We start from the raw sequence: 20,363 nt of genomic DNA on the forward strand, positions 1-20,363 counted from the left end.
CTGAGGCCATGACAGAGGCATCGAACGCTCCGGATAACACCGTAGACCTGGTCGCGCTCGCCGCGTGGATGGACGGGCAAGGTCTCGGCCGCGGCCCGCTTGAGGATATCGTGCGCCTTGCCGGCGGCACGCAGAACATCCTCCTGAAGTTCTCCCGCGCCGGCCGCAGCTATGTGCTCCGGCGTCCACCTCCGGTGCTGCGGGCGAACTCGAATGAAACGATGCGCCGGGAAGCGCGCGTGCTCGCCGCCCTGAAGGGGACCGGCGTGCCGCATCCAGAACTGATCGCCGCCTGTCCGGACGAGGATGTGCTCGGCGCCGCGTTCTACCTGATGCAACCCATCGACGGCTACAACCCGGCCACCGGCCTGCCCGAGCCGTTTGTCTCGTCGGCCCAGCTGCGCCGCGAAATGGGCCTCTCCCTCGTCGACGGTATAGCGGCGCTCGGCGCGCAGGACTACGTTGCTCTCGGCCTCACCGGCCTTGGCAAGCCCGACAACTACCTCGAACGCCAGGTCGGCCGCTGGAAAGCTCAACTTGAATCATATGCCGAATTTCCTGAATGGGACGGCCTGAAGGACCTGCCCGATATCGCCGGCGTGGGCCGCTGGCTGGAAGAACACCGCCCGCGCAGCTTCGCGCCCGGCATCATCCACGGCGACTACCATCTCGCCAATGTCATGTACCGTTTTGACGCGCCGAAGCTCGCGGCGATTGTCGATTGGGAACTGACCACCATCGGCGACCCGCTGCTCGACCTCGGCTGGCTGCTCGCCACCTGGCCGGAAGACGGCGCCACCGCGGTGACGGTGACGCCTTGGGAAGGCTTTCCGTCTGCGGACGAACTCGTCGCGCACTACGCCGCCCAGACCACACGCGACCTCTCGCAAATCCACTGGTACGGCGTCCTCGCCTGCTACAAGCTCGGCATCATCCTCGAAGGCACCTATGCGCGCGCTTGCGCCGGCAAGGCGCCGAAAGCCACCGGCGACCAGCTGCATGCCAGCACCATCAACCTGCTCGAACGCGCCAACCGCTGGATCAGCTGACCCATGAACCCCGAAGGAACCCGGCCATGAAAGCTCTCATCTATCGCGGCCCGCGCGACATCGCCTTTGACTCCATGCCCGATCCGAAGCTGCACGACGACCGCGATGCGATCATCAAAGTCGACAAGTGCGCCATCTGCGGCAGCGACCTGCACATCTATCATGGCGAAACCTTCTCCGAAGACACGGGCTACTGCGTCGGCCATGAGGCGGTCGGCGAGGTGGTCGAGGCCGGGCGCGGCGTGCGTCAGCTGAAGACCGGCGACAAGGTGATGATCTCGGCCGCGGTGGGCTGCGGCCAGTGCCGCCCCTGCCTCGCAGGCATCGTCAACCGCTGCGAAAACAATGCGGCAGGCTGTTACGGCCTGTCCTCGAAGTTGCAAGGATGCCAGGCCGAATTCGTCCGTGTGCCCGCTGCCGACTTCAACGCCCAGAGAATCCCGGACGGCATCACCGCCGACCAGGCGCTGATGATGACCGACGCGCTCGCCACCGCCTGGTTCGGCGCGCGCAATGCCGACATCCAGCGCGGCTCGACGGTCGCCGTCGTCGGCCTCGGCCCCATCGGCCTCCTCGCGGCAGAAGCGGCCTTCATCATGGGCGCCGCGCGCGTGTACGGCATCGACCTCGTAGAAGGCCGCCGCGCCGCGGGCCGCGCCATCGGCCTCGAAACACCGGACCCCGCCATCGCCCGCGAATACATCACCGAAGCCACCAAAGGCCGCATGTGCGACAGCGTCATCGAAGCCGTCGGCCACTCCGCCACCATCCGCGCAAGCCTCGGCCTCACGGGCAAGCGCGGCACCGTCTCGGTCATCGGCGTCAATCAGGATCGCAGCTTCGATTTCCCGATGTCGAAAGCCTTCGGCATGGGCCTGACCTTCCGTATCGGGACATGTTCCGTCCCGCAGGAATGGCCGGAACTGATCCCGCTGGTCCAGTCCGGCCGCATCAAGCCGGAGAAGTACATCACCCACAACCTTCCGCTTTCGGACGGCGCCCACGCCTACGACATCTTCGACCGCCGCGTCGACGGCGCCATGAAGATGGTGTTCGATATGGGGCTTTAAGGCGCTCCTTCGGGTGGCGAGGAAGATCAGGGAACGAATTGCTTCCGGACTTCGCCAAACGCCCAGCCTGCGACCAAACCAGCAATTGCAAAAGCTGCGCACAGGTAAAGTTCTGAGAAAAAGTTCTTCCAAGCCCACGACTTCGACAGATGTCCAAGCAACGGCAATAAAAACCAGCCAAGACTGGCCAGTCCACCTGTCGCCATCCCCGCAGGGGCATATATGCGTGAACTTGGCGACCGTCCGGCCGCTTCAACCAATCGGCAAGCGATCAGCGCCGGAATGACAGAGATGCTGGCAATACCTCCGGCCACAAGCAGGAAGATTCTGGCTGAGTAGGTGTCGACCGGGAACTTCGGGACCGACTGGAACGCCGCTGCGACAATTGACATGGCCCACAAAGAAAACGTGGCGGCAAGCACAGCGCAGAAAAAAGACCCCCAGAAGATCACGAACCAACGCATCTACTAGCGACGCTCCTTAGTTCCACTCACGACGTCCTACCCGCCCTTCATGATCCGCGCCTTGTCGCGCGCCCAGTCGCGCTTGGCTTCGTTCTCGCGCTTGTCATGCGCCTTGCGGCCCGTGGCGACGCCAATCAGCAGTTTCGCGCGGCCCTTGTCGTTGAAGTAAAGCTTCAGCGGCACGATCGTGCGCCCGGCCCGTTCCACTTCCTGCGACAGTTTCGCCAGCTGCCGCTTCGACACGAGCAGCTTCCGCTTGCGGCGCGGTTCATGGTTGAATCGGTTCGCGCCGCCATAGGTCTGGATCTCGGCGTTGATCAGCCAGAGTTCGCCCTGCTCCACCGACGCGTAAGCCTCGGCGATATTCGCCTTGCCGTCGCGCAGCGATTTCACTTCCGAGCCGACCAGCATCACGCCGGCCTCCAGCGTGTCCTCCACGGCATATTCGCGGCGGGAGCGCCGGTTCTCGGCGACCATCCCGTCTGTGCGGCCTTTGACGGCAGGGGCTTTCGGCTTGGTTGCCATCGCCTAGACGTTCACACCCGCCAGCGCGAGGGCGGCATCGATCTGGGCGCGGGCGGCCGCGTCCGGCGGCGTGATCGGCAGGCGCACCTCGTCCGTACACAGACCCATACGCGACAGCGCATACTTCGCCGGCCCCGGCGAGGGCGAGCAGAACATCGCACGGTGCAGCAGCACCAGGCGCGCATTGATGGCGCGCGCCGTCTCCAGGTCGCCATCATCGAACGCGGCATGCATCGCGGCGCAGGCTTCCGGCAGCACATTGGCGGTCACCGAAATGCAGCCCGCCCCGCCCATCGTGCGATGCCCCAGCGCGCTCGAATCCTCGCCCGACAGCTGGATGAACTGCGTGCCCGGCGCGATCAGATGGTTGTGCAGCGCCACCCGCTCCATCTCGTCGCTCGCATCCTTGATGCCGATGATGTTCGGCAAGGCGGCCAGCGCCGCCACAGTCTGCGGCATCAGGTCGACGATCGTCCGCCCCGGCACGTTGTAGAGAAACACCGGCAGGGCGACCGCATCGTTGATCGCCTTGAAGTGGGCATAGAGGCCGTCCTGGTTCGGCTTGTTGTAATAAGGGCAGACGATCAGGGCGGCGTCCGCACCGACCGCCTTGGCATGGGCGGCAAGGTCGATCGCCTCTTCGGTCGCGTTCGATCCGGCGCCTGCGATCACCGGCACCCTTCCGGCCGCCACTTCCACGCAAAGGGTTACGACTGCTTTGTGTTCCTCGGTCGACAGGGTAGAGGTCTCGCCCGTCGTGCCGACCGGCACCAGCGCGCGCGACCCGCCTGCGATCTGGCGCTCGACCAGGTCAGCAAACGCCTTCCGGTCCACCTCTCCGTTCCGGAACGGGGTGACAAGCGCAGGGATCGATCCAGAGAACATCTTATTATTGCCAGTTTTTCAGGGATTCGTTTCAGGAATTCGTGGGATATGCGTGCTAGGCTGCGAAGCTTGGATTGTCACGCTTTGGCACAGAAATAAACATAGGCTTCCATGAGACTTGTCCGGAAAATCGCTGTGTTCGTGTCGCTGTCGGCGCTATTGGCGGGCGCCGCTGGCGCGGCTGTGCCCGAAACGCCGAGCCTGAAACCGGGCAAGGAGCTGCCGCCGGCGGCTTCCACGCCGGTGCTGAGCGTTAACACGGCGACCACCGCGCCCGCGGCCGCCGCCCCGTCGCTCACCGCCCGCTCGTCCAATGCCCTCTATCTGGCCCGCGCCCTCAGCGCCGCCGAACGCAGCCAGTGGACCGAACTGCAGAACCTGCAATACGGCGCGCCGGATCCGGTCCTGAAGAACGTGATCATGTGGAAGCGCGCCAGCGACGGCGTGCCCGGCATGACCTTCGACGAGCTCGACCTCGCGCTGACCCTGCTCGACGGCTGGCCGCAGACCGGCAAGATGCGCGACCGGGCCGAAGAGATCATCGAACTCTCCTCGCTCGACGCCAAGGCCCGCATTGCCTGGCTGGAAAAGTCCGGCCCGGCGACCGGTGACGGCAAGGTTGCCCTCGCCAATGCCCTTCGCGAGACCGGCCAGCGCGCCCGCGCGGATGACGTGATCAAGGACGCCTGGCGCAGCAATTCGCTGGACTCCGATGTGCAGCGCCTCGTCCTCGCCCGCTACGGCCAATCGCTCAGCCAGGACGACCACCGTGCCCGCGTCGATTTCCTGCTCTGGACCGGTCAGACCAGCGCCGCCGAAGCCCTGAAGCCGCAGCTCACAGCCGACTACCGCAAGCTCACCGACGCGCGCATAGCGTTGGCCAAGCGCGCCAAGAATGTCGACTCCGCTGTGTCCGGCGTGCCCGACCACCTGCAATCCCATCCGGGCCTCCTCTACGAGCGCGCCAAATGGCGCCGTGTGAAGAAGGTCGACGGCGTCTCGGACCTGCTGCGCCAGATCGATGGCAAGGACGTACCGGCTTCGGGCCGCGGCCGCCTCTGGGACGAGCGCGCGATCGCGACGCGCGAGGAACTGAAGCTACGCAACTATGCGCGCGCCTACCAGCTGACGGCGCCGCACGGCATGTCGAGCGGCGGGGACTTTGCCGACGCCGAATGGCTCGCCGGCTGGATCGCGCTTCGTCTCAACGGCGATGCCACCCGTAGCCTTGGCCACTTCGAAACGATGGCTGCCGGCGTCTCCAGCCCGGTCAGCGTGGCGCGCGGCTATTACTGGACAGGCCGGGCCCGCGATGCGCTGGGTCAGGCCGACCAGGCAGTCGCCGCCTACAGCGTCGCCTCGACCCACAAGTACACCTATTACGGCCAGCTTGCCTCCGAACGTCTCGGCGACAAGGCGGTCGACCTCGGCGCGCCGCGTGTTCCGACGACGGAAGAACTGGCGAAGTTCAACGCCAATCCGGTCGTGCAGGCGATGCGCCTGCTCGGCGAGGCGGGCGAGTCGGAAAGCGTGCGCCAGTTTGCCTATTTCCTCGACGACCAGCTGACCGATCCGGTTGAATACGAACTGCTCTCCGCAATGGCGAACGAGCTTGCGACGCCGGAAGTTGGCGTACGTGTCGGCAAGGCCGGCCTGCAGCGCGGCGTCGTCGCGCCGGGCGCGGCCTATCCGGTCATCAACCCGCCGATCTCCCGCAAGCCGGAAGTCGAGCGCGCCTTCGTGCTCGCCATCACGCGGCAGGAAAGCGAATTCAATCCGAACGCCATCAGCCGTGTCGGCGCGCGCGGCCTGATGCAGTTCATGCCGGCGACCGCAAAAGGCGAAGCCCGCCTGCGCGGCCTCGGCTACCAGCAATCCTGGCTGACGGATGATCCCGGCTACAACCTCACGCTTGGCGGCCTGCATCTCGACACGCTGATCAAGCAGTTCGGCGGCAGCTACATCATGACCGCCGCGGCCTACAACGCCGGCCCGTCCCGCCCCGGCCAGTGGGTGCGCGACTACGGCGACCCCCGCACCGGCCAGATCGACCCGATCGACTGGGTGGAATTCATCCCCTTCTCCGAGACCCGCAACTACGTCCAGCGCGTCATGGAAAACATCCAGGTCTACCGCCACCGCATCTCCGGTCAGCCCGAAGACATCCGCCTCAGCGAAGACCTGAAGCGCGGGCGTCGGTAGATCCCGCCGCCGCCGTGCGCCAGGTGGGGCGGGGACAACGGCCCTTCCCCCCACCGCCTCCTGCCGCTACGCTACCTCCTCGATCGCTCCATAAGTCGGGCTGACTTGTGGAGTCTTTTGTGGACAGTTTGTGGAGCGGGGAACGGGCTATGAACGCAACCTTCAAGGCGGCACTTTTTGCGGGCGGGATCGCCCTCCTTTCGGCCTGCAACAATGAAACGGCAGGTGCGCCCGGCAGCGCAGCCGAGGGCGCAGGGCCCGGCGGCGCGACTGTGGCAACCGCCTCGGTCGCCGGCATGCCGGAAGGCCCGCTGCGGGTCGCCGACGAGAGCCTCGTCTCCCTCTACAAGCAGCTGCACGAGACGCCGGAGCTGTCCTTCAAGGAAGCTCAGACCTCGGCGCTCCTCGCCAGCGAGATGAAATCATTGGGATTTGCCGTCACCGAAGGCCTCGGCGATGTCTGGGTCAAGGACAAGGCCGTGCGCGACCATGACGAGGTCCGCCCCGGCGTCGGCGGCTACGGCCTCGTCGCCGTCTACGAGAATGGACCCGGCCCCGTCGTCCTCGTGCGCACCGACATGGACGCGCTCCCCGTGCCCGAACAGACCGGCTTCCCTTTCGCCTCGAAGGTCAATTCGCAAACCTGGACCGGCGTAGACAGCCCGGTCATGCACGCCTGCGGTCACGACGTGCACATGACAGTCTGGGTCGGCACGGCCCGCAAGCTTATTGCTGAAAAATCAAAGTGGAAGGGCACGCTCGTGATGATCGCGCAGCCCGCCGAAGAGATCGGCCTCGGCGCCGAGGCCATGCTGGCAGACGGGCTTTATTCGCGCTTCCCGAAGCCGGACTACAACATCGCCCTGCACGTTTCGGCCGGCGCCCCGGCGGGCACCATCAGCTATTCGTCCGGCTTCGCGCTCGCCAACGTCGATTCCGTCGACATCAAGGTGAAAGGCGTGGGCGGACACGGCGCCTATCCGCACACCACGGTCGACCCCGTTCTTGTCGGCAGCCATATCGTGGTCGCGCTGCAAAGCCTCGTGTCGCGCAACACGAACCCGCTCGACTCTGCCGTGGTGACAGTTGGCTCGTTCAAGGCCGGCGCCAAGCACAATATCATCCCCGATGAAGCCGAACTGCTGATCACCGTGCGCTCCTATGAGGACAAGACGCGCCAGATGCTGCTCGACGGCATCAAGCGGATCGCCGAAGGCCAGGCGGCCGCCTTCGGCGCCCCGGCGCCCGAGATCACGGTCGAAAGCGATTACACACCGGCGACCTATAACGACCCCGACCTGACAACCCGCGCCATGGCGGCGATCAGCAAGGAGCTTGGGGAAGCAAATGTCCGTTCGGTCCCACCGGTGATGGGCGGCGAAGATTTCAGCCAGTACGCCCGCACCGAAGACAAGATCCCGAGCGTCATCTTCTGGCTCGGCGCCGTCGACCCCGACAAGTACGCCGCCTCGCAGATCGACGGCATGCCGCTGCCCTCGCTCCACTCCGGCCTCTTCGCCCCGGACTACGATCCGGCAATTGCCACCGGCGTCGACGCGATGACTGCCGCCGTGGAAGCGCTGTTCAAGAAATAGCGTCGGCCTTTTCTTCCCCGTTTTCAAAGATGGCGGGATTAAGGCAGGCAACCTTGCCAGAGCCGATCCGATTCGCTATACCCCCTTTTGCTCAGAGTGCGCAAAAGTAGCAGCGCTGTCACGAACGAGCCCCGGGTCCCGCAACAACGTTTGAAGGCGTGCCTTGAAACGCGGACATTCGGGCCTAACTTATACTCAAATCGAGCATAATTACTCGAGGATGGAGGCTGACATGGCACGACTGATCGATTCCGGACCGGGCTGCCCGACCCCGACCCCGCTGCGGGGCCGCTCTGCGGCCGAGGCGCGCGGGCTGGTCTATGATGACGCCGTCAAGGCAGAGACCGACAGCCTTTATCCGCTGGTCGCCGATTTCGTGACGCCGATGGAATGGCCGGCGATCGCGCCGCTGGTGGCCGGTATCAACCGGCTCAAGAAAGCGAAGAACGCGGTGATCCTCGCGCACAATTACATGACGCCCGACATCTTCAGCCTGGTCGGGGATTTCCGGGGCGACAGCCTGCAGCTTGCCCGCGAGGCGGCCGCGACGAATGCCGACATCATCGTGCAGGCCGGTGTGCATTTCATGGCCGAGACCTCGAAGATCCTCGCGCCCGAAAAGACCGTGCTGATCCCCGACACCCGCGCCGGGTGCTCGCTGGCGGCGTCGATCACGGGCGCGGACGTGCGCCTGATCAAGCAGAAATATCCGGACTATCCGGTTGTCACCTATGTGAACTGCACCGCCGAGGTGAAGGCCGAGTGCCATATCACGTGCACCAGCTCCAATGCGGCGCAGGTGGTCGAACACATCGCGAAAGAATGGAACAGCGACACCGTGATCATGGTGCCGGACCAGTATCTGGCCAAGAACGTGGCCGCGCAGACGGGCATCCGGATCCTGACCTGGCCGGGCGCGTGCGAGGTGCATGAGTTGTTCTCGGCCGAGGACGTGAAGCAGCTGCGCGAGGCGCATCCGGGCGTCGTCATCCTGGCGCACCCTGAGTGCCCGCCGGACGTGTTGCAGGAGGCGGACTTTGCCGGTTCGACGTCTGCGCTCTCCAGCTATGTGGCCGACAAGCAGCCGCCCAAGGTGGTGCTGCTGACGGAATGTTCGATGAGTGACAACGTCGCCGCCGAGAACCCCGACGTGAACTTCATCCGGCCGTGCAATCTCTGCCCGCACATGAAGCGGATCACGCTTGAGAATATCTATGACTGCCTGGTCAACGGCGAGTTCGAAGTGAGCATCCCGGAAGACGTCCGGGTACGCGCCAAGGCGGCGCTGGATGCCATGCTGGCGCTGCCGAAAATGGCGCGCCCGCTGGCCTTCAAGACCGGCCTCAAGCCGCTTGAGCTGGAAATGGTCGTGTGACGGGCGTGTGAAGGAGACGGCTTGCCAAGGGCGGGCCGAAGTCGTGAAGTCAACCGGACCCTAGTCGAGGAGGCGTCCATGTCGAACTACCACAAGCCGGTTCTCGGCCTGTTGCTGCTTGCGATTGCTGCCGGGCTGCCTGCGGGCGCGGTGAAAGGCAAGGTTGATACCGACAAGGCCGACGTTCTGGGCAGCTGGAGCTTCCAGACGCGGCCCTACCGGGAGGGCACCTGCGTGATGACGGGCACCATGACACTTGCTCCGCATCCGGACGAAGGGCTCTACAATTGCGAACTGACCGCCGTGGAGATGTGCTCCATGTGGGGCCGGTCTGTCGTGCGCCAGTCCTGCGAGGCGCGCCGGTTCGGTGACCAGGTCTCGATCCGCTCGAACATCGAGGAATTCATCGAAACGAAGAACCCCGAGATGCTGTACGTGCCGGACAATTTCACGCTGACGGTCCAGTCGCATGAGCGCATGTTCGGCGCGCTGGTCTCTGCCGTGACGGCGCCGGTCGAATTCCGCCGTGCCAATGACGGGATATCCTGAGGCAGCGATGTTCGAAGGGGACGCTCACCGGATACGCGCCGAAGCGGGGGCGAGCGTTGATGTGCTGATCGTCGGCGCGGGCCTTGCCGGCCTGTTCCTCGCCTTGAAACTCGCGCCGCGCCATTGCCTCGTCGTATCGCCCTCACCGCTCGGACAGGCCGCCTCGTCGGCCTGGGCGCAGGGCGGCCTCGCAGCGGCGCTCGACCCGCTCGACAGCCCTGCCCAGCACGCCGCCGATACGGTGGCCGCCGGCGCCGGGCTGGTCGACCCCGTGATCGCCCGCCTCATCGCCGAAGATGGCCCCGCCCGCGTGCGCGACCTGCTGGCCCTCGGCGTACCGTTCGACCGCACGCCTGACGGCGCCCTTGCCCTGTCGCTGGAAGCGGCCCATTCGCGCCCGCGCGTCGCACGCGTCTCCGGCGACCTTGCCGGCAAGGCAATCATGGACGCCCTGGTGGCCGCGGTGCAGGCGACGCCGAGCATCGAGTTGATCGAAGGCGCACGCGCCGTCTCGCTGCTGCAGGACGGCAACGGGCGGGTGGCAGGCGTGGTGCTGCGGGACATGGCGGGCCAGCTGACGGCGCGCACCGCGCGCGCCACCGCCATGTGCACTGGCGGATCGGGCGGCCTGTTCCGCGTCACGACCAACCCGCGCGAAGCACAAGGCGACGCCATTGCGATGGCCTACGAAGCCGGCGCGCTGCTTGGTGATCTCGAGTTTGTTCAATTCCACCCGACCGGTATCGATATCGGCCGCGACCCCGCACCGCTAGCGACCGAGGCGCTGCGCGGCGAAGGCGCCACGCTGCACAATGCCGACGGGCGCGCTTTCATGTCGGACTATCATCCGCTGGCGGAACTTGCGCCGCGCGACGAAGTGGCCCGTGCCATCCATGCCGAACGCCTTGCCGGTCGCGGCGCCTTCCTCGATTGCCGCAAGGCGGTGGGCGATCATTTCCCGGATCACTTCCCGACCGTGTTCGCCGCCTGCATGAGCGCCGGTATAGATCCGCGTACCGACCGTATCCCGGTTGCGCCCGCGGCGCACTATCACATGGGCGGCATCGTCTCCGACCTCTGGGGCCGCTCCACGCTGGCCGGACTCTCCGTCTGCGGCGAGTGCAGCTCCACCGGCGCCCACGGTGCCAACCGGCTCGCGTCGAACTCCCTGCTTGAAGCCGTGGTCTTCTCCGAGCGCATCGCGCGCCGGCTGAATTCCGCCGTGCTGGATGCGCCGGCGGCAAGTGAAGCCGCCGTGCCATCGACGCTGCCCGCCCACCGCCTGCTACAATTGCGCGAAGCGATGTCGGCGCATTGCGGCGTGGTTCGCAATGCGGCCGGCCTCAATCGCGTGCTGGACCTCTGCGCCCAGATCGAACCGGAAGCGCCGGGCGCGCCCGCGCTCACGGCTGCCCGCATGATCGCCGAAGGCGCCCTCGCCCGCACTGAAAGCCGCGGCGGACATTTCCGCGACGACTTTCCCCTGACGGGCCGGCCGCAGCGCCAGTTCGTCGCCCATCCACCTGCCGAACACGTGGCCCCATGACCCTTGAAATTCCGCCGCTGCCAGGGATCATCCTTGATCCCATCGTACGCCTTGCGCTCGCCGAAGATCTTGGCCGGGCGGGTGACCTGACGACTGACGCGACCATTCCGGCCGGCACGCCGATGCGCGCGGTGATCGCGGCGCGCAAGCCGGGCGTACTCGCCGGGCTCGACGTGGCCGCGCATGCACTGCGCCTCGTTGACCCTGAGGTGCGCCTGACGGTTCGCAAGCACGACGGCGCAGCCCTTGCGCCGGGCGATGTCGTCGCGGAACTGGACGGCGCGGCGCGCTCCATCCTGATCGCCGAGCGCACGATGCTGAATTTCCTCGGGCGGCTGTCGGGCGTCGCAAGCCTGACGCGGCAATACGTCGATGCGGTCGCCCACACGCACACGCGCGTCGTCTGCACACGGAAGACCACACCCGGCCACCGCGCGCTGGAGAAACGCGCGGTGCGGTGCGGCGGCGGCACCTCGCATCGCTACGGTCTCGATGATGCGATCCTGATCAAGGACAACCACATCGCCGCGTGCGGCGGCTCGATTACCGATGCGCTGACGCGCGCCAAGGCCTATGCCGGGCATCTGAGGATGATCGAGATCGAAGTCGATACACTCACCCAGCTTGAAGAAGCCTTGCGTCATGGACCGCACGCCGTCCTGCTCGACAACATGAGCCTGGACGACCTGCGCGCCGCCGTGAAACTGACCGCGGGGCGCGTACCTCTGGAGGCCTCGGGCGGCGTGACGCTTGCTTCCCTAGCGGCAATCGCCGAGACGGGCGTTGACTTCATTTCCTCCGGCGCGCTGACGCATTCCGCGCCGAACCTTGACCTTGGACTGGATGTCGTCTGACTGTCAGGAGAGGCGCGCCGGAGCGGCGCACCAGCACCCGGGGAGTTACAGATGACCGCCGCCAACGGCCGCAAGAGCATCTTCATTACTGGCGCCGCGTCCGGCATCGGCGCGGAGACAGCCCGCCATTTCAGCCGCAAGGGCTGGTTCTGCGGCCTGTATGACGTCAACGAGATGGGCCTGAAGGCCGTGCAGGGCGAACTCGGCGCGGCCAACTGCCATGTCGCAAGGCTGGACGTTACCCGGCGCGCGGACTGGGCCGCAGCGATGGAAGGATTCGGCGCCGCCACCGGCCGCAAGATGGACGTGTTGTTCAACAATGCCGGCATCGGACGTCACGGCTGGTTCGAAGAGGTTCCGCCGGAAGACGCCGACCTCATCGTCGACATCAACGTGAAGGGAGTCGTGAACGGCGTTTACGCAGCGCTGCCGCTGCTGAAGGCGACACCCGGCGCACGCATCCTCAACACGGCCTCGACGGCAGGCATCGTCGGCGCGCCGCAACTCGCCGTCTATTCGGCCTCGAAATGGGCCGTACGCGGATTGTCTGAAGCCCTCGACGCGGAGTTTCGCGATCTCGGCATCAAGGTGATGAGCCTGATGCCGTGGTTCGTGGATACGCCGATCCTTGACATGGGAAAATCCGAAGGCTCCAACGAAAAGATGTCGGACCAGATGAAGGCGAATGGCGCGACGATCTATCCCGTATCGATGGCTGCAGAGAAGGTCTGGGAAGCGGCGCACGGCGACGACATCCAGTACATGGTGGGCGGCGAGGCCGAGCGAGCACGGTTCATGACGCGCTGGCTGCCGGGGCTTGTGCGCAAGCAGATCAAGAAGAACGTGCCACCGCGCGCCTAGCGCTTCAGCGCGACAGCCAGGCCGTCATGACCCTTGATGCCGACCTGCTGCAGCACGATCGAGTCGAACTGGTCGCCCGACGATAAGTCAGCGAGGAACCGCGCCGCGCCGGCGGCCATCACGTCTCCCGCCGGCGGATCGAGCACAGCGCCCTTGCGCACGACATTGTCCGCGAGAAGCAATCCGCCGGGTCGCAGCAGGCGCGCGGATTCGGCGAGGTAGGCGGGGTAATCGTCCTTGTTGGCGTCGAGGAAGACGAGGTCGAAGTTGCCTTCCATCCCCGCGAGCAGATCGAGCGCCACGCCGTTCAGTACACGGACCTTGTCTGACAACCCGGCTTCGGCAAACGAGTCGCGCGCAAAGGCGGCGTGCGCGGGGTCGAGCTCCAGCGTGACGAGTTCGCCGTCTACCGGCAAGGCGCGCGCCAGCCAGATGCCCGAATACCCGCCGAGCGTGCCGATCTCGAGAATCCTGCGGGCACCTGTCATTCGCGCAAACAGGTAGAGGAGCTTGCCCTGCCCTGCCGACACTTCGATTCTGGGCAGGCCGGATGAGGCAGCCCGGCGGTGCAGGTTTTCCAGGACGGCATCTTCAGATGCAAAAAGGCCGTCGATGAACCCATCGACGGCCTGGAAAATCTCTTGCTCTTCGTTCCGGCTCAAGACGCGCCGTCAACGGCCGCTGAAGAGGCGGCGCCAACCTGCTTGGCCGTGTAGGCGTCCATGGCAACGACCTCCGGCTTCTCTTCCTCGGCCGGCATGGTCTGGATGCTCATCAGGCGCGGAGCCGTCGTGCTGATCGTGCGGGTGGAGGTCGAGACCGCAGCCGGGGCCGTGGTGGGCGTGATGGTGTAATAACCATCGTCACCGGCGGCCGAGCCATCTGCGAACAGCAGCGTCTCATCGACAGCATCTTCGCCCGACTTGCCGGCGTCGAGCGCCGCGAGCTGAACCGCGACCGCCTGCTTGCGGGCTTCGAAATTGCGTTCGACGCTGGCCCATTCGGAGCCGCGCGGGAAGCGATAGAAGATGTGCATACCGACCTGGCTGGTCTGCACCAGGCCCGAATTCCAGATCGGGTCCACGTAGGTCGCGTGGTAATGGGTTGCCCCGCCCGTGCGCTCTTCGTTGAGATTCATGAGGACGTGGGCCGCGATGCGCTTCGCACGCTCCCAGTTCTCGCCTTTCGGCTTGGTCTTCATGGCGCCGTCACAGGTGAACGTGAACTGGCAGCCGGTCGTGCGGGTCGCGCCCTGGAAGACAACGCCGCATGCCGTATCCGGATAGCGGTGGTCCTTCATGCGGTTCGAGATCACCTCGGCAACCGCCAGCTGGCCTTCGAGCGGCTCACGGGCCGACTCGTAATAGACGGCCTGCGCCATGCACATCAGCTCGGAATCGATCGACTCCGCGCGTTGAACTTCTTCGGTACGGAACGAGGCCAGCGTCTGCAGCGCGGCGCCATCACGGTCGCGCTTCGCATAGCGGCTCATCGAGGAATCGGGGTCGCGGTTCAGTGTGTATTCGACCGTGCGCAGCCAGGGCGTGTCGAGCAGGGCCGGCGCGTTCGCATCAGCGCGCGCTGCAAGACCGGCATCCTGGTAAGCGGCGAAGCGCTGGGCTTCGGCGCGGTATTCAGCGTCAGCCCGCAGGCTCGCCTGCTGGTTCGAGATCACCGGGAGCGACACGGAGGCGGTAACCGCACAGACGGCAATCATCCCGCCACGGATGAACACTTCGCGCTGCTCTTGATCCGTCATACCGAGCCACCACCGTTTGAGCTTTTCACGCAGCCCATTCAGGGTGACCAGACTCGTCTGGCTTGGTTGAAGAAACCTTAACATCACCGATCCTCTTTACCCGGCCGGCGGTTATGTTCCGCCTTGAGACCCGGGCTTCCAGGGTTAGTACGCATAGTCTGAGGACCGAACGCGTCCCACCACGCCCGTTAGGGCACGGGGGACTTGGCCCACCCGTCGCTATCTAGCAATAATCCAGCCAATGTTCTGAGTGACAAAGTCGAAAGGGTCCCGCACAGATGGAGGCGGGAGGTTAAACGAATTTCGAGCAAATTGGTTCCAACGGCCTGAAAAATTGGTGTTTTCAGCCCTGTCGGGGATCAACCTCGGCGATTCCGGGCGGAAAGCAGTGTTGCGAAAAAACAACACTCAAGCGCCCGCAAAAATGGCGGGTTTTGGTTACTTTGCGCCGTCTTTGAGCGCTGCCTGTGCCGCCGCAAGACGGGCAATCGGCACCCGGTAGGGCGAGCAGGAGACGTAATCGAGGCCCGACCGGTGGCAGAATTCCACGGACGCAGGGTCGCCGCCGTGTTCACCACAAATACCGAGTTTTATCCCGGGGCGGGTGCGCCGGCCGCGTTCGGCGGCCATCTTCACCAGCTCGCCGACGCCTTCCTGGTCGAGCGTCACGAAGGGATCCTTCTCGTAGATGCCCTTCTCCGAGTAGGCCTGCAGGAAGCGGCCCGCATCGTCGCGGCTGATGCCGAGCGTGGTCTGAGTCAGGTCATTGGTGCCGAACGAGAAGAACGCAGCTGACTGCGCGATCTCGCCGGCCTGCAAGGCGGCGCGCGGCAATTCGATCATTGTACCGACGGTATAGTCGACCTCGGTGCCCGTTTCCCTGAAGACGGTCTTCGCCGTCTCGTCGACGAGCGACTTGAGAATTGCGAGTTCGCGCTGCGTGGCGACCAGCGGGATCATCACTTCCGGCACCGGCTTCAGCTTGCCTTCCTTCGCGACGTTCACAGCCGCTTCGAAAATGGCGCGGGCCTGCATCTCGTAGATTTCCGGATAGGTGATGCCGAGACGGCAGCCGCGGTGACCGAGCATCGGGTTCGACTCGTGCAGGTCGTGGGCGCGGCGGCGCAGTTCGTCCGCGTTGATGCCGGATGCCTTGGCGACGTTGTCGATATCCTCGTCGGTGTGCGGCAGGAACTCGTGGAGCGGCGGATCGAGCAGGCGGATGGTCGCCGGGCGGCCTTCCAGGATGCGGAAGATCTCCTCGAAATCCGAACGCTGCATCGGCAGCAGGCGGGCAAGCGCCTCGCGGCGGCCCTTCTCGTCGTTCGACAGGATCATGGCGCGCACCGCCGGGATGCGGTCCTCGTCGAAGAACATGTGCTCGGTGCGGCAAAGGCCGACGCCCTCGGCGCCGAACTCGACGGCGGTGCGCGTGTCGAGCGGGGTTTCCGCGTTGGCGCGCACCTTCAGGCGGCGCGCCTTGTCGGCCCAGCCCATCAGCTCGCCGAAATCGCCCGACAGGTCGGGCTTGATAAGGTCGATCGCGCCGGCCATCACGCGGCCCGTGCCGCCATCAATGGTGACCACGTCGCCCTTCTTGAACTTGCGCCCGCGCACCGTGAATTCGCCGCGCGCATGGTCGATCTTGAGGTCGCTGGCGCCGCAGACGCAGGGCCGGCCCATGCCGCGCGCCACGACGGCCGCGTGGCTGGTCATGCCGCCACGGGCAGTGACGATGGCGCGGGCCGCGTGCATGCCCTTGATGTCGTCCGGGCTCGTCTCGACGCGAACGAGGATGACATCCTCGCCCTTGGCGGCGAGCGTGAAGGCTTCCTCGGAATCGAAGACAACCTTGCCGACCGCGGCGCCGGGGCTCGCCGGCAGGCCTTTGACGATAACGTCATAGGCGGGGATCTTCGCGGCCTTCTGTTCCTGCTCGTTCGGGATGCGCGGGTGGAGCAGCTGGTCGAGCTGCGACGGCTCGAGGCGCAGCAGCGCGTCCTTCTCCGAGATCAGCTTCTCGCGCACCATGTCGACGGCGATCTTCACGGCGGCGGCGGCGGTGCGTTTGCCGTTGCGGGTCTGCAGCATGTAGAGGCGGCCGGCTTCGACCGTGAACTCGATGTCCTGCATGTCCTTGTAGTGATGCTCAAGCTTTGCGGCGACATCGCGCAGCTGCTTGTAGACTTCCGGCATCGAATCCTCGAGCGGCAGGTCGCCGGAGCCGAGCGTCGCAGCCCGCTCGCGCGAGATTGGCGCCGGCGTGCGGATGCCCGCCACCACGTCTTCACCCTGCGCGTTGATCAGGTATTCGCCGTAGAAAATGGCTTCGCCGTTGGACGGGTCGCGCGTGAAAGCGACGCCGGTGGCAGAGGTTTCGCCGAGGTTTCCGAACACCATCGCCTGCACGTTGACGGCGGTGCCCCAGTCTTCCGGAATGTCGTTGAGCTTGCGGTAGATGATCGCGCGGTCACTCATCCAGCTGTTGAACACAGCGGAAATCGCGCCCCAGAGCTGCTCACGCGGATCTTCCGGGAACGGGCGGCCGAGTTCCTTTTCGACCGCCGCCTTGTAGCGCACGATCACCTGTTTCCAGTTTTCGGCGGTGAGGTCGGTGTCGAGGTCGAGGCCTTCGCGCTCTTTATAGTCGTCAAGGATGTGTTCGAACTCGTCATGGCCGAGGCCGAGAACGACGTTGGAGTACATCTGGATGAAGCGGCGATAGCTGTCATAGGCGAAGCGGTCACCGGCCAGCTTGGCGAGGCCTTGTGCGACGGCTTCGTTGAGGCCGAGGTTCAGCACGGTGTCCATCATGCCGGGCATCGAGGCGCGCGCGCCGGAGCGCACAGAGACGAGCAGCGGGTTCGCCGGATCGCCGAAGCCCTTGCCGGACTGGCGTTCGAGGCTTTCAAGCGCAGCATTCACTTCCGCTTCCAGACCCGCCGGATAAGCCCGGCCCGTCTGGTAGTAGGCCACACAAACGGCAGTGGAGATGGTGAAGCCCGGCGGCACCGGCAGGCCCAGCTTCGCCATTTCGGCGAGGTTGGCGCCCTTGCCGCCCAGCAGGTTCTTCATTGAAGCGTCGCCGTCCGCGGTGCCGCCTCCGAAGGCGTAAACCCAGGTTTGCTCTGCGCCCTTGCGTGCCGCTTCACCCATGCGTAGTCGCCTCCTGTGTTCAGGCCCCGAGCCCATCAGACTCGCTTCGGGCTGCCGTTTTGCAAGTCCTATGCTGCATTGCACAGCAACTGAGAAGTGCGCGTTTCGTCTTCCCGGCGAGTGACAACGTTGTTTGTTCGCGCGCCGGGGAAGGTGCTGCCCCGCTGCAGGGCGCTGCGCGTTCCGAACCGGAACAAGTTGCCCCTAGCCCTCGATCCGCGAGAAATCAGCAACCCGGTGCAGCGCTTCGCGCACCGCCACCAGCAGCGCCAGACGGTTCGCCCGGATGGCGGCGTCGGCATCATTCACCATAACGCCCTCGAAGAAAGCATCGACCGGGGCACGCAGGCCCGCGAGCACGCGCATGGCACCGGCGAAGTCTTCCTTCGCGAGCGGCGCTTCGAGCGAGGACTCGGCGGCGGTCACGGCTTTCCAGAGCGCCTGTTCGGCGGCGGGCCCTTTGGCGATGAGCGCCGGGTCGACGGAGAGATTCTCCGGCAGCGCGCCTTTCTTCTCTTCTGCCTTTAGAATGTTCGCGGCGCGCTTGTAACCGGCGAGCAGCGTCGCGCCGTCTTCCGTTTCGAGGAAGGCGCCGAGCGCCTCGACGCGCTTCACGATGAGGACGAGGTCATCCTCGCCGAGCGCGAAGACGGCGTCGATCAGATCGTGGCGTTTGCCCTGGTCACGGAGGACTTGCTTGAGGCGGTCTGCGAAGAAGGAGAGGAGGTCTTGCATTTTTGGCTCAAGGCGCTCGAACAGCACCTTCAGCACCGCCAAGTCACGGACCTTTGATCGCGCCTTTTCAGCAAACTTCTTTGATACCGAATCTGGGAAGAATGGCTGCACTCCAGCAAACCTCTTCTCCACCAGCGCTTCGAGCCCTCTAAGTTCGGCTTCAGCGTACTCAGACGAATGCAGCATGCATTCACCGCCCAACCGTAGCCGAATGGCATTCTCCAAAACAATCCGCACCACACCCAACGCCGCGCGCCGCAATGCGAACGGGTCTTTCGATCCCGTCGGCTTCTCGTCAATCGCCCAGAAGCCAACCAGCGTATCCAGCTTGTCCGCCAGCGCGACGGCGACCGCCACCGGCTCTGACGGCACGGCATCGCTTGGACCCTGCGGTTTGTAGTGATCTCGGATCGCATCGGCCACGCGCGCATCTTCGCCTGCGGCGCGCGCATAATACCGCCCCATCACGCCTTGCAGTTCCGGGAACTCGCCAACCATTTCGGACACAAGGTCCGCCTTTGCCAGACGCGCGGCGCGCTCTGCGAGGTCCGGATCTGCGCCAACTTTCGGTGCCAGCTCGCGCGCTAGCGCCGCGACGCGCTCCACCTTGTCACCGAGCGAGCCAAGCTCTTCCTTGAAGGCGATGGTCTTCAGCTTTTCGCCCATCACCTCCAGCGGCGTTGCCTTGTCCTTCTCCCAGAAGAAGCGCGCATCCGACAGACGCGCCGACAGCACGCGCGCATTGCCCTCGGCGATCTTCACGCCGCCATCGCTTGCGGAAATGTTCGCCACCACGATGAAGTTCGGCGCGAGGCCCTCCGTACCCGGACGGCGCACGGCGAAATACTTCTGGTGCGTGCGCATCGACAGCTTGATCACTTCCGGCGGCAGGTCAAGGAAGGACGGGTCCATCTGCCCGAGCACGACGACCGGCCATTCGGCCAGCCCCGTCACTTCTTCCAGCAGCCCCTCGTCCGGCACCAATTCGAGCCCGGCCTTGCCGCACACGGCCGCAATTCCCTCGAGGATGCGTGCACGACGATCGGCCCGCGACAGGATCACATGACCCTTGCCTTCGAGCTGCTTCTTGTAGTCGGCCCAGCCTTTGACCGTGTACGGACCTCGCCCGTGAACGCGGTGGCCTTCGGTGACATTGCCGCTCGCCGTGCCGCCGACTTCAAACGGCACAACGGCGCCGTCCAGCACGCAGACGATGCCTTGCAGCGGACGCACCCAGCGCAGCTCGCCGGTGCCCCAGCGCATCGATTTCGGCCAGTGGAATCCCTTGATGATTTCGGGCACCGCCTCGGCGATCACGTCCTTCGCATCCCTGCCCGGCTTCGACAGGTAGGCGACATAGGAGTCGCCCTTCTTCGGATCGGAGACGATTTCGGCTTGGCTGATATCGGCCAGCCCCGCGGCGCGCAGGAAGCCCGCAATCGCCTGCTCCGGCGCGCCCACCTTGGGACCTTTCTTCTCTTCGCGCACATCTGCCGAGCGCAGGTCCAGCCCTTCGATCACCGCTGTCAGGCGGCGCGGGCCGGAAACCGCAAACGCGCTTTTCCAACTGAGGCCAGCTTCCTTCAGCCGCGCGGTCAACGCGGCGAGGAGATCGGCCTCGGCCTTTGCCTGCATGCGCGCAGGAATTTCCTCGGAAAAGAGTTCGAGCAGGAGTTCAGCCATGGGCCCAGTCAATCAGCGGCAAGTGAGGCCGCCACGGCTTACAGGCGCCGGCGCC

16 protein-coding genes are annotated in these 20,363 nt (G+C 65.3%); 9 read left to right on the top strand and 7 right to left on the bottom strand.

The window, feature by feature from the left end; translation table 11 throughout:
* The first annotated feature begins 8 nt into the window (after positions 1–8).
* Both IPK75_01860 and IPK75_01865 read left to right on the top strand, forming a co-directional pair.
* The gene (locus tag IPK75_01860) at positions 9–1,049 is read left to right on the top strand and encodes a phosphotransferase family protein (GenBank protein ID MBK8197086.1); all 1,041 of its coding nucleotides are present in this window, start codon (positions 9–11) and stop codon (positions 1,047–1,049) included.
* Between the two features lie 26 nt (positions 1,050–1,075).
* On the top strand, positions 1,076–2,119 hold the full coding sequence (locus tag IPK75_01865; protein ID MBK8197087.1) for an alcohol dehydrogenase catalytic domain-containing protein: 1,044 nt from the start codon (positions 1,076–1,078) through the stop codon (positions 2,117–2,119).
* Between the two features lie 26 nt (positions 2,120–2,145).
* On the opposite strand, the gene IPK75_01870 is transcribed toward IPK75_01865, so the two are convergent.
* From IPK75_01870 to IPK75_01880, 3 genes are read right to left on the bottom strand one after another with little or no spacing between them, the layout of a single operon-like run.
* Positions 2,146–2,583 (bottom strand): hypothetical protein, encoded by a 438-nt coding sequence (locus tag IPK75_01870; GenBank protein MBK8197088.1) that lies wholly within the window; start codon positions 2,581–2,583, stop codon positions 2,146–2,148.
* A gap of 36 nt (positions 2,584–2,619) precedes the next feature.
* Positions 2,620–3,108, bottom strand: a complete 489-nt coding sequence (gene smpB / locus IPK75_01875; GenBank protein MBK8197089.1) for an SsrA-binding protein SmpB — start codon at positions 3,106–3,108, stop codon at positions 2,620–2,622.
* Between the two features lie 3 nt (positions 3,109–3,111).
* Positions 3,112–3,993 (bottom strand): 4-hydroxy-tetrahydrodipicolinate synthase, encoded by an 882-nt coding sequence (locus tag IPK75_01880; GenBank protein MBK8197090.1) that lies wholly within the window; start codon positions 3,991–3,993, stop codon positions 3,112–3,114.
* 111 nt (positions 3,994–4,104) lie between these two features.
* Here IPK75_01880 and IPK75_01885 point away from each other — a divergent pair, with 111 nt between their 5' ends.
* From IPK75_01885 to IPK75_01915, 7 genes are all read left to right on the top strand, one after another.
* A complete protein-coding gene (locus tag IPK75_01885) occupies positions 4,105–6,195 on the top strand; it encodes a transglycosylase SLT domain-containing protein (protein ID MBK8197091.1) in 2,091 nt (696 codons plus the stop codon).
* A gap of 296 nt (positions 6,196–6,491) precedes the next feature.
* The gene (locus IPK75_01890; GenBank protein ID MBK8197092.1) at positions 6,492–7,790 is read left to right on the top strand and encodes an amidohydrolase; all 1,299 of its coding nucleotides are present in this window, start codon (positions 6,492–6,494) and stop codon (positions 7,788–7,790) included.
* 232 nt (positions 7,791–8,022) lie between these two features.
* Entirely contained in the window at positions 8,023–9,165 is a 1,143-nt protein-coding gene (gene nadA, locus IPK75_01895; protein MBK8197093.1) for a quinolinate synthase NadA, read from the top strand.
* 78 nt (positions 9,166–9,243) lie between these two features.
* Positions 9,244–9,714 (top strand): hypothetical protein, encoded by a 471-nt coding sequence (locus IPK75_01900; GenBank protein ID MBK8197094.1) that lies wholly within the window; start codon positions 9,244–9,246, stop codon positions 9,712–9,714.
* A 7-nt stretch (positions 9,715–9,721) separates the two neighbouring features.
* A complete protein-coding gene (locus tag IPK75_01905) occupies positions 9,722–11,260 on the top strand; it encodes an L-aspartate oxidase (GenBank protein ID MBK8197095.1) in 1,539 nt (512 codons plus the stop codon).
* On the top strand, positions 11,257–12,114 hold the full coding sequence (nadC, locus tag IPK75_01910; protein ID MBK8197096.1) for a carboxylating nicotinate-nucleotide diphosphorylase: 858 nt from the start codon (positions 11,257–11,259) through the stop codon (positions 12,112–12,114). The genes IPK75_01905 and nadC overlap by 4 nt, the downstream gene beginning before the upstream one ends.
* A 51-nt stretch (positions 12,115–12,165) precedes the next feature.
* The gene (locus tag IPK75_01915; GenBank protein MBK8197097.1) at positions 12,166–12,975 is read left to right on the top strand and encodes an SDR family oxidoreductase; all 810 of its coding nucleotides are present in this window, start codon (positions 12,166–12,168) and stop codon (positions 12,973–12,975) included.
* Here IPK75_01915 and IPK75_01920 read toward each other — a convergent pair.
* The 4 genes from IPK75_01920 to IPK75_01935 form a co-directional block, all read right to left on the bottom strand.
* The gene (locus IPK75_01920; GenBank protein MBK8197098.1) at positions 12,972–13,637 is read right to left on the bottom strand and encodes an O-methyltransferase; all 666 of its coding nucleotides are present in this window, start codon (positions 13,635–13,637) and stop codon (positions 12,972–12,974) included. The two genes, IPK75_01915 and IPK75_01920, sit on opposite strands and share 4 nt — an antisense overlap.
* Complete coding sequence (locus IPK75_01925) at positions 13,634–14,818, bottom strand: cell wall hydrolase (protein MBK8197099.1); 1,185 nt, start codon at positions 14,816–14,818, stop codon at positions 13,634–13,636. The genes IPK75_01920 and IPK75_01925 overlap by 4 nt, the downstream gene beginning before the upstream one ends.
* 354 nt (positions 14,819–15,172) lie before the next feature.
* Complete coding sequence (locus IPK75_01930; protein MBK8197100.1) at positions 15,173–17,890, bottom strand: pyruvate, phosphate dikinase; 2,718 nt, start codon at positions 17,888–17,890, stop codon at positions 15,173–15,175.
* A 204-nt stretch (positions 17,891–18,094) separates the two neighbouring features.
* On the bottom strand, positions 18,095–20,308 hold the full coding sequence (locus IPK75_01935) for a glycine--tRNA ligase subunit beta (GenBank protein ID MBK8197101.1): 2,214 nt from the start codon (positions 20,306–20,308) through the stop codon (positions 18,095–18,097).
* Positions 20,309–20,363: the final 55 nt, after the last annotated feature.

Source organism: Acidobacteriota bacterium (assembly GCA_016712445.1).
Classification (GTDB): Bacteria; Pseudomonadota; Alphaproteobacteria; order Caulobacterales; family Hyphomonadaceae; genus Hyphomonas.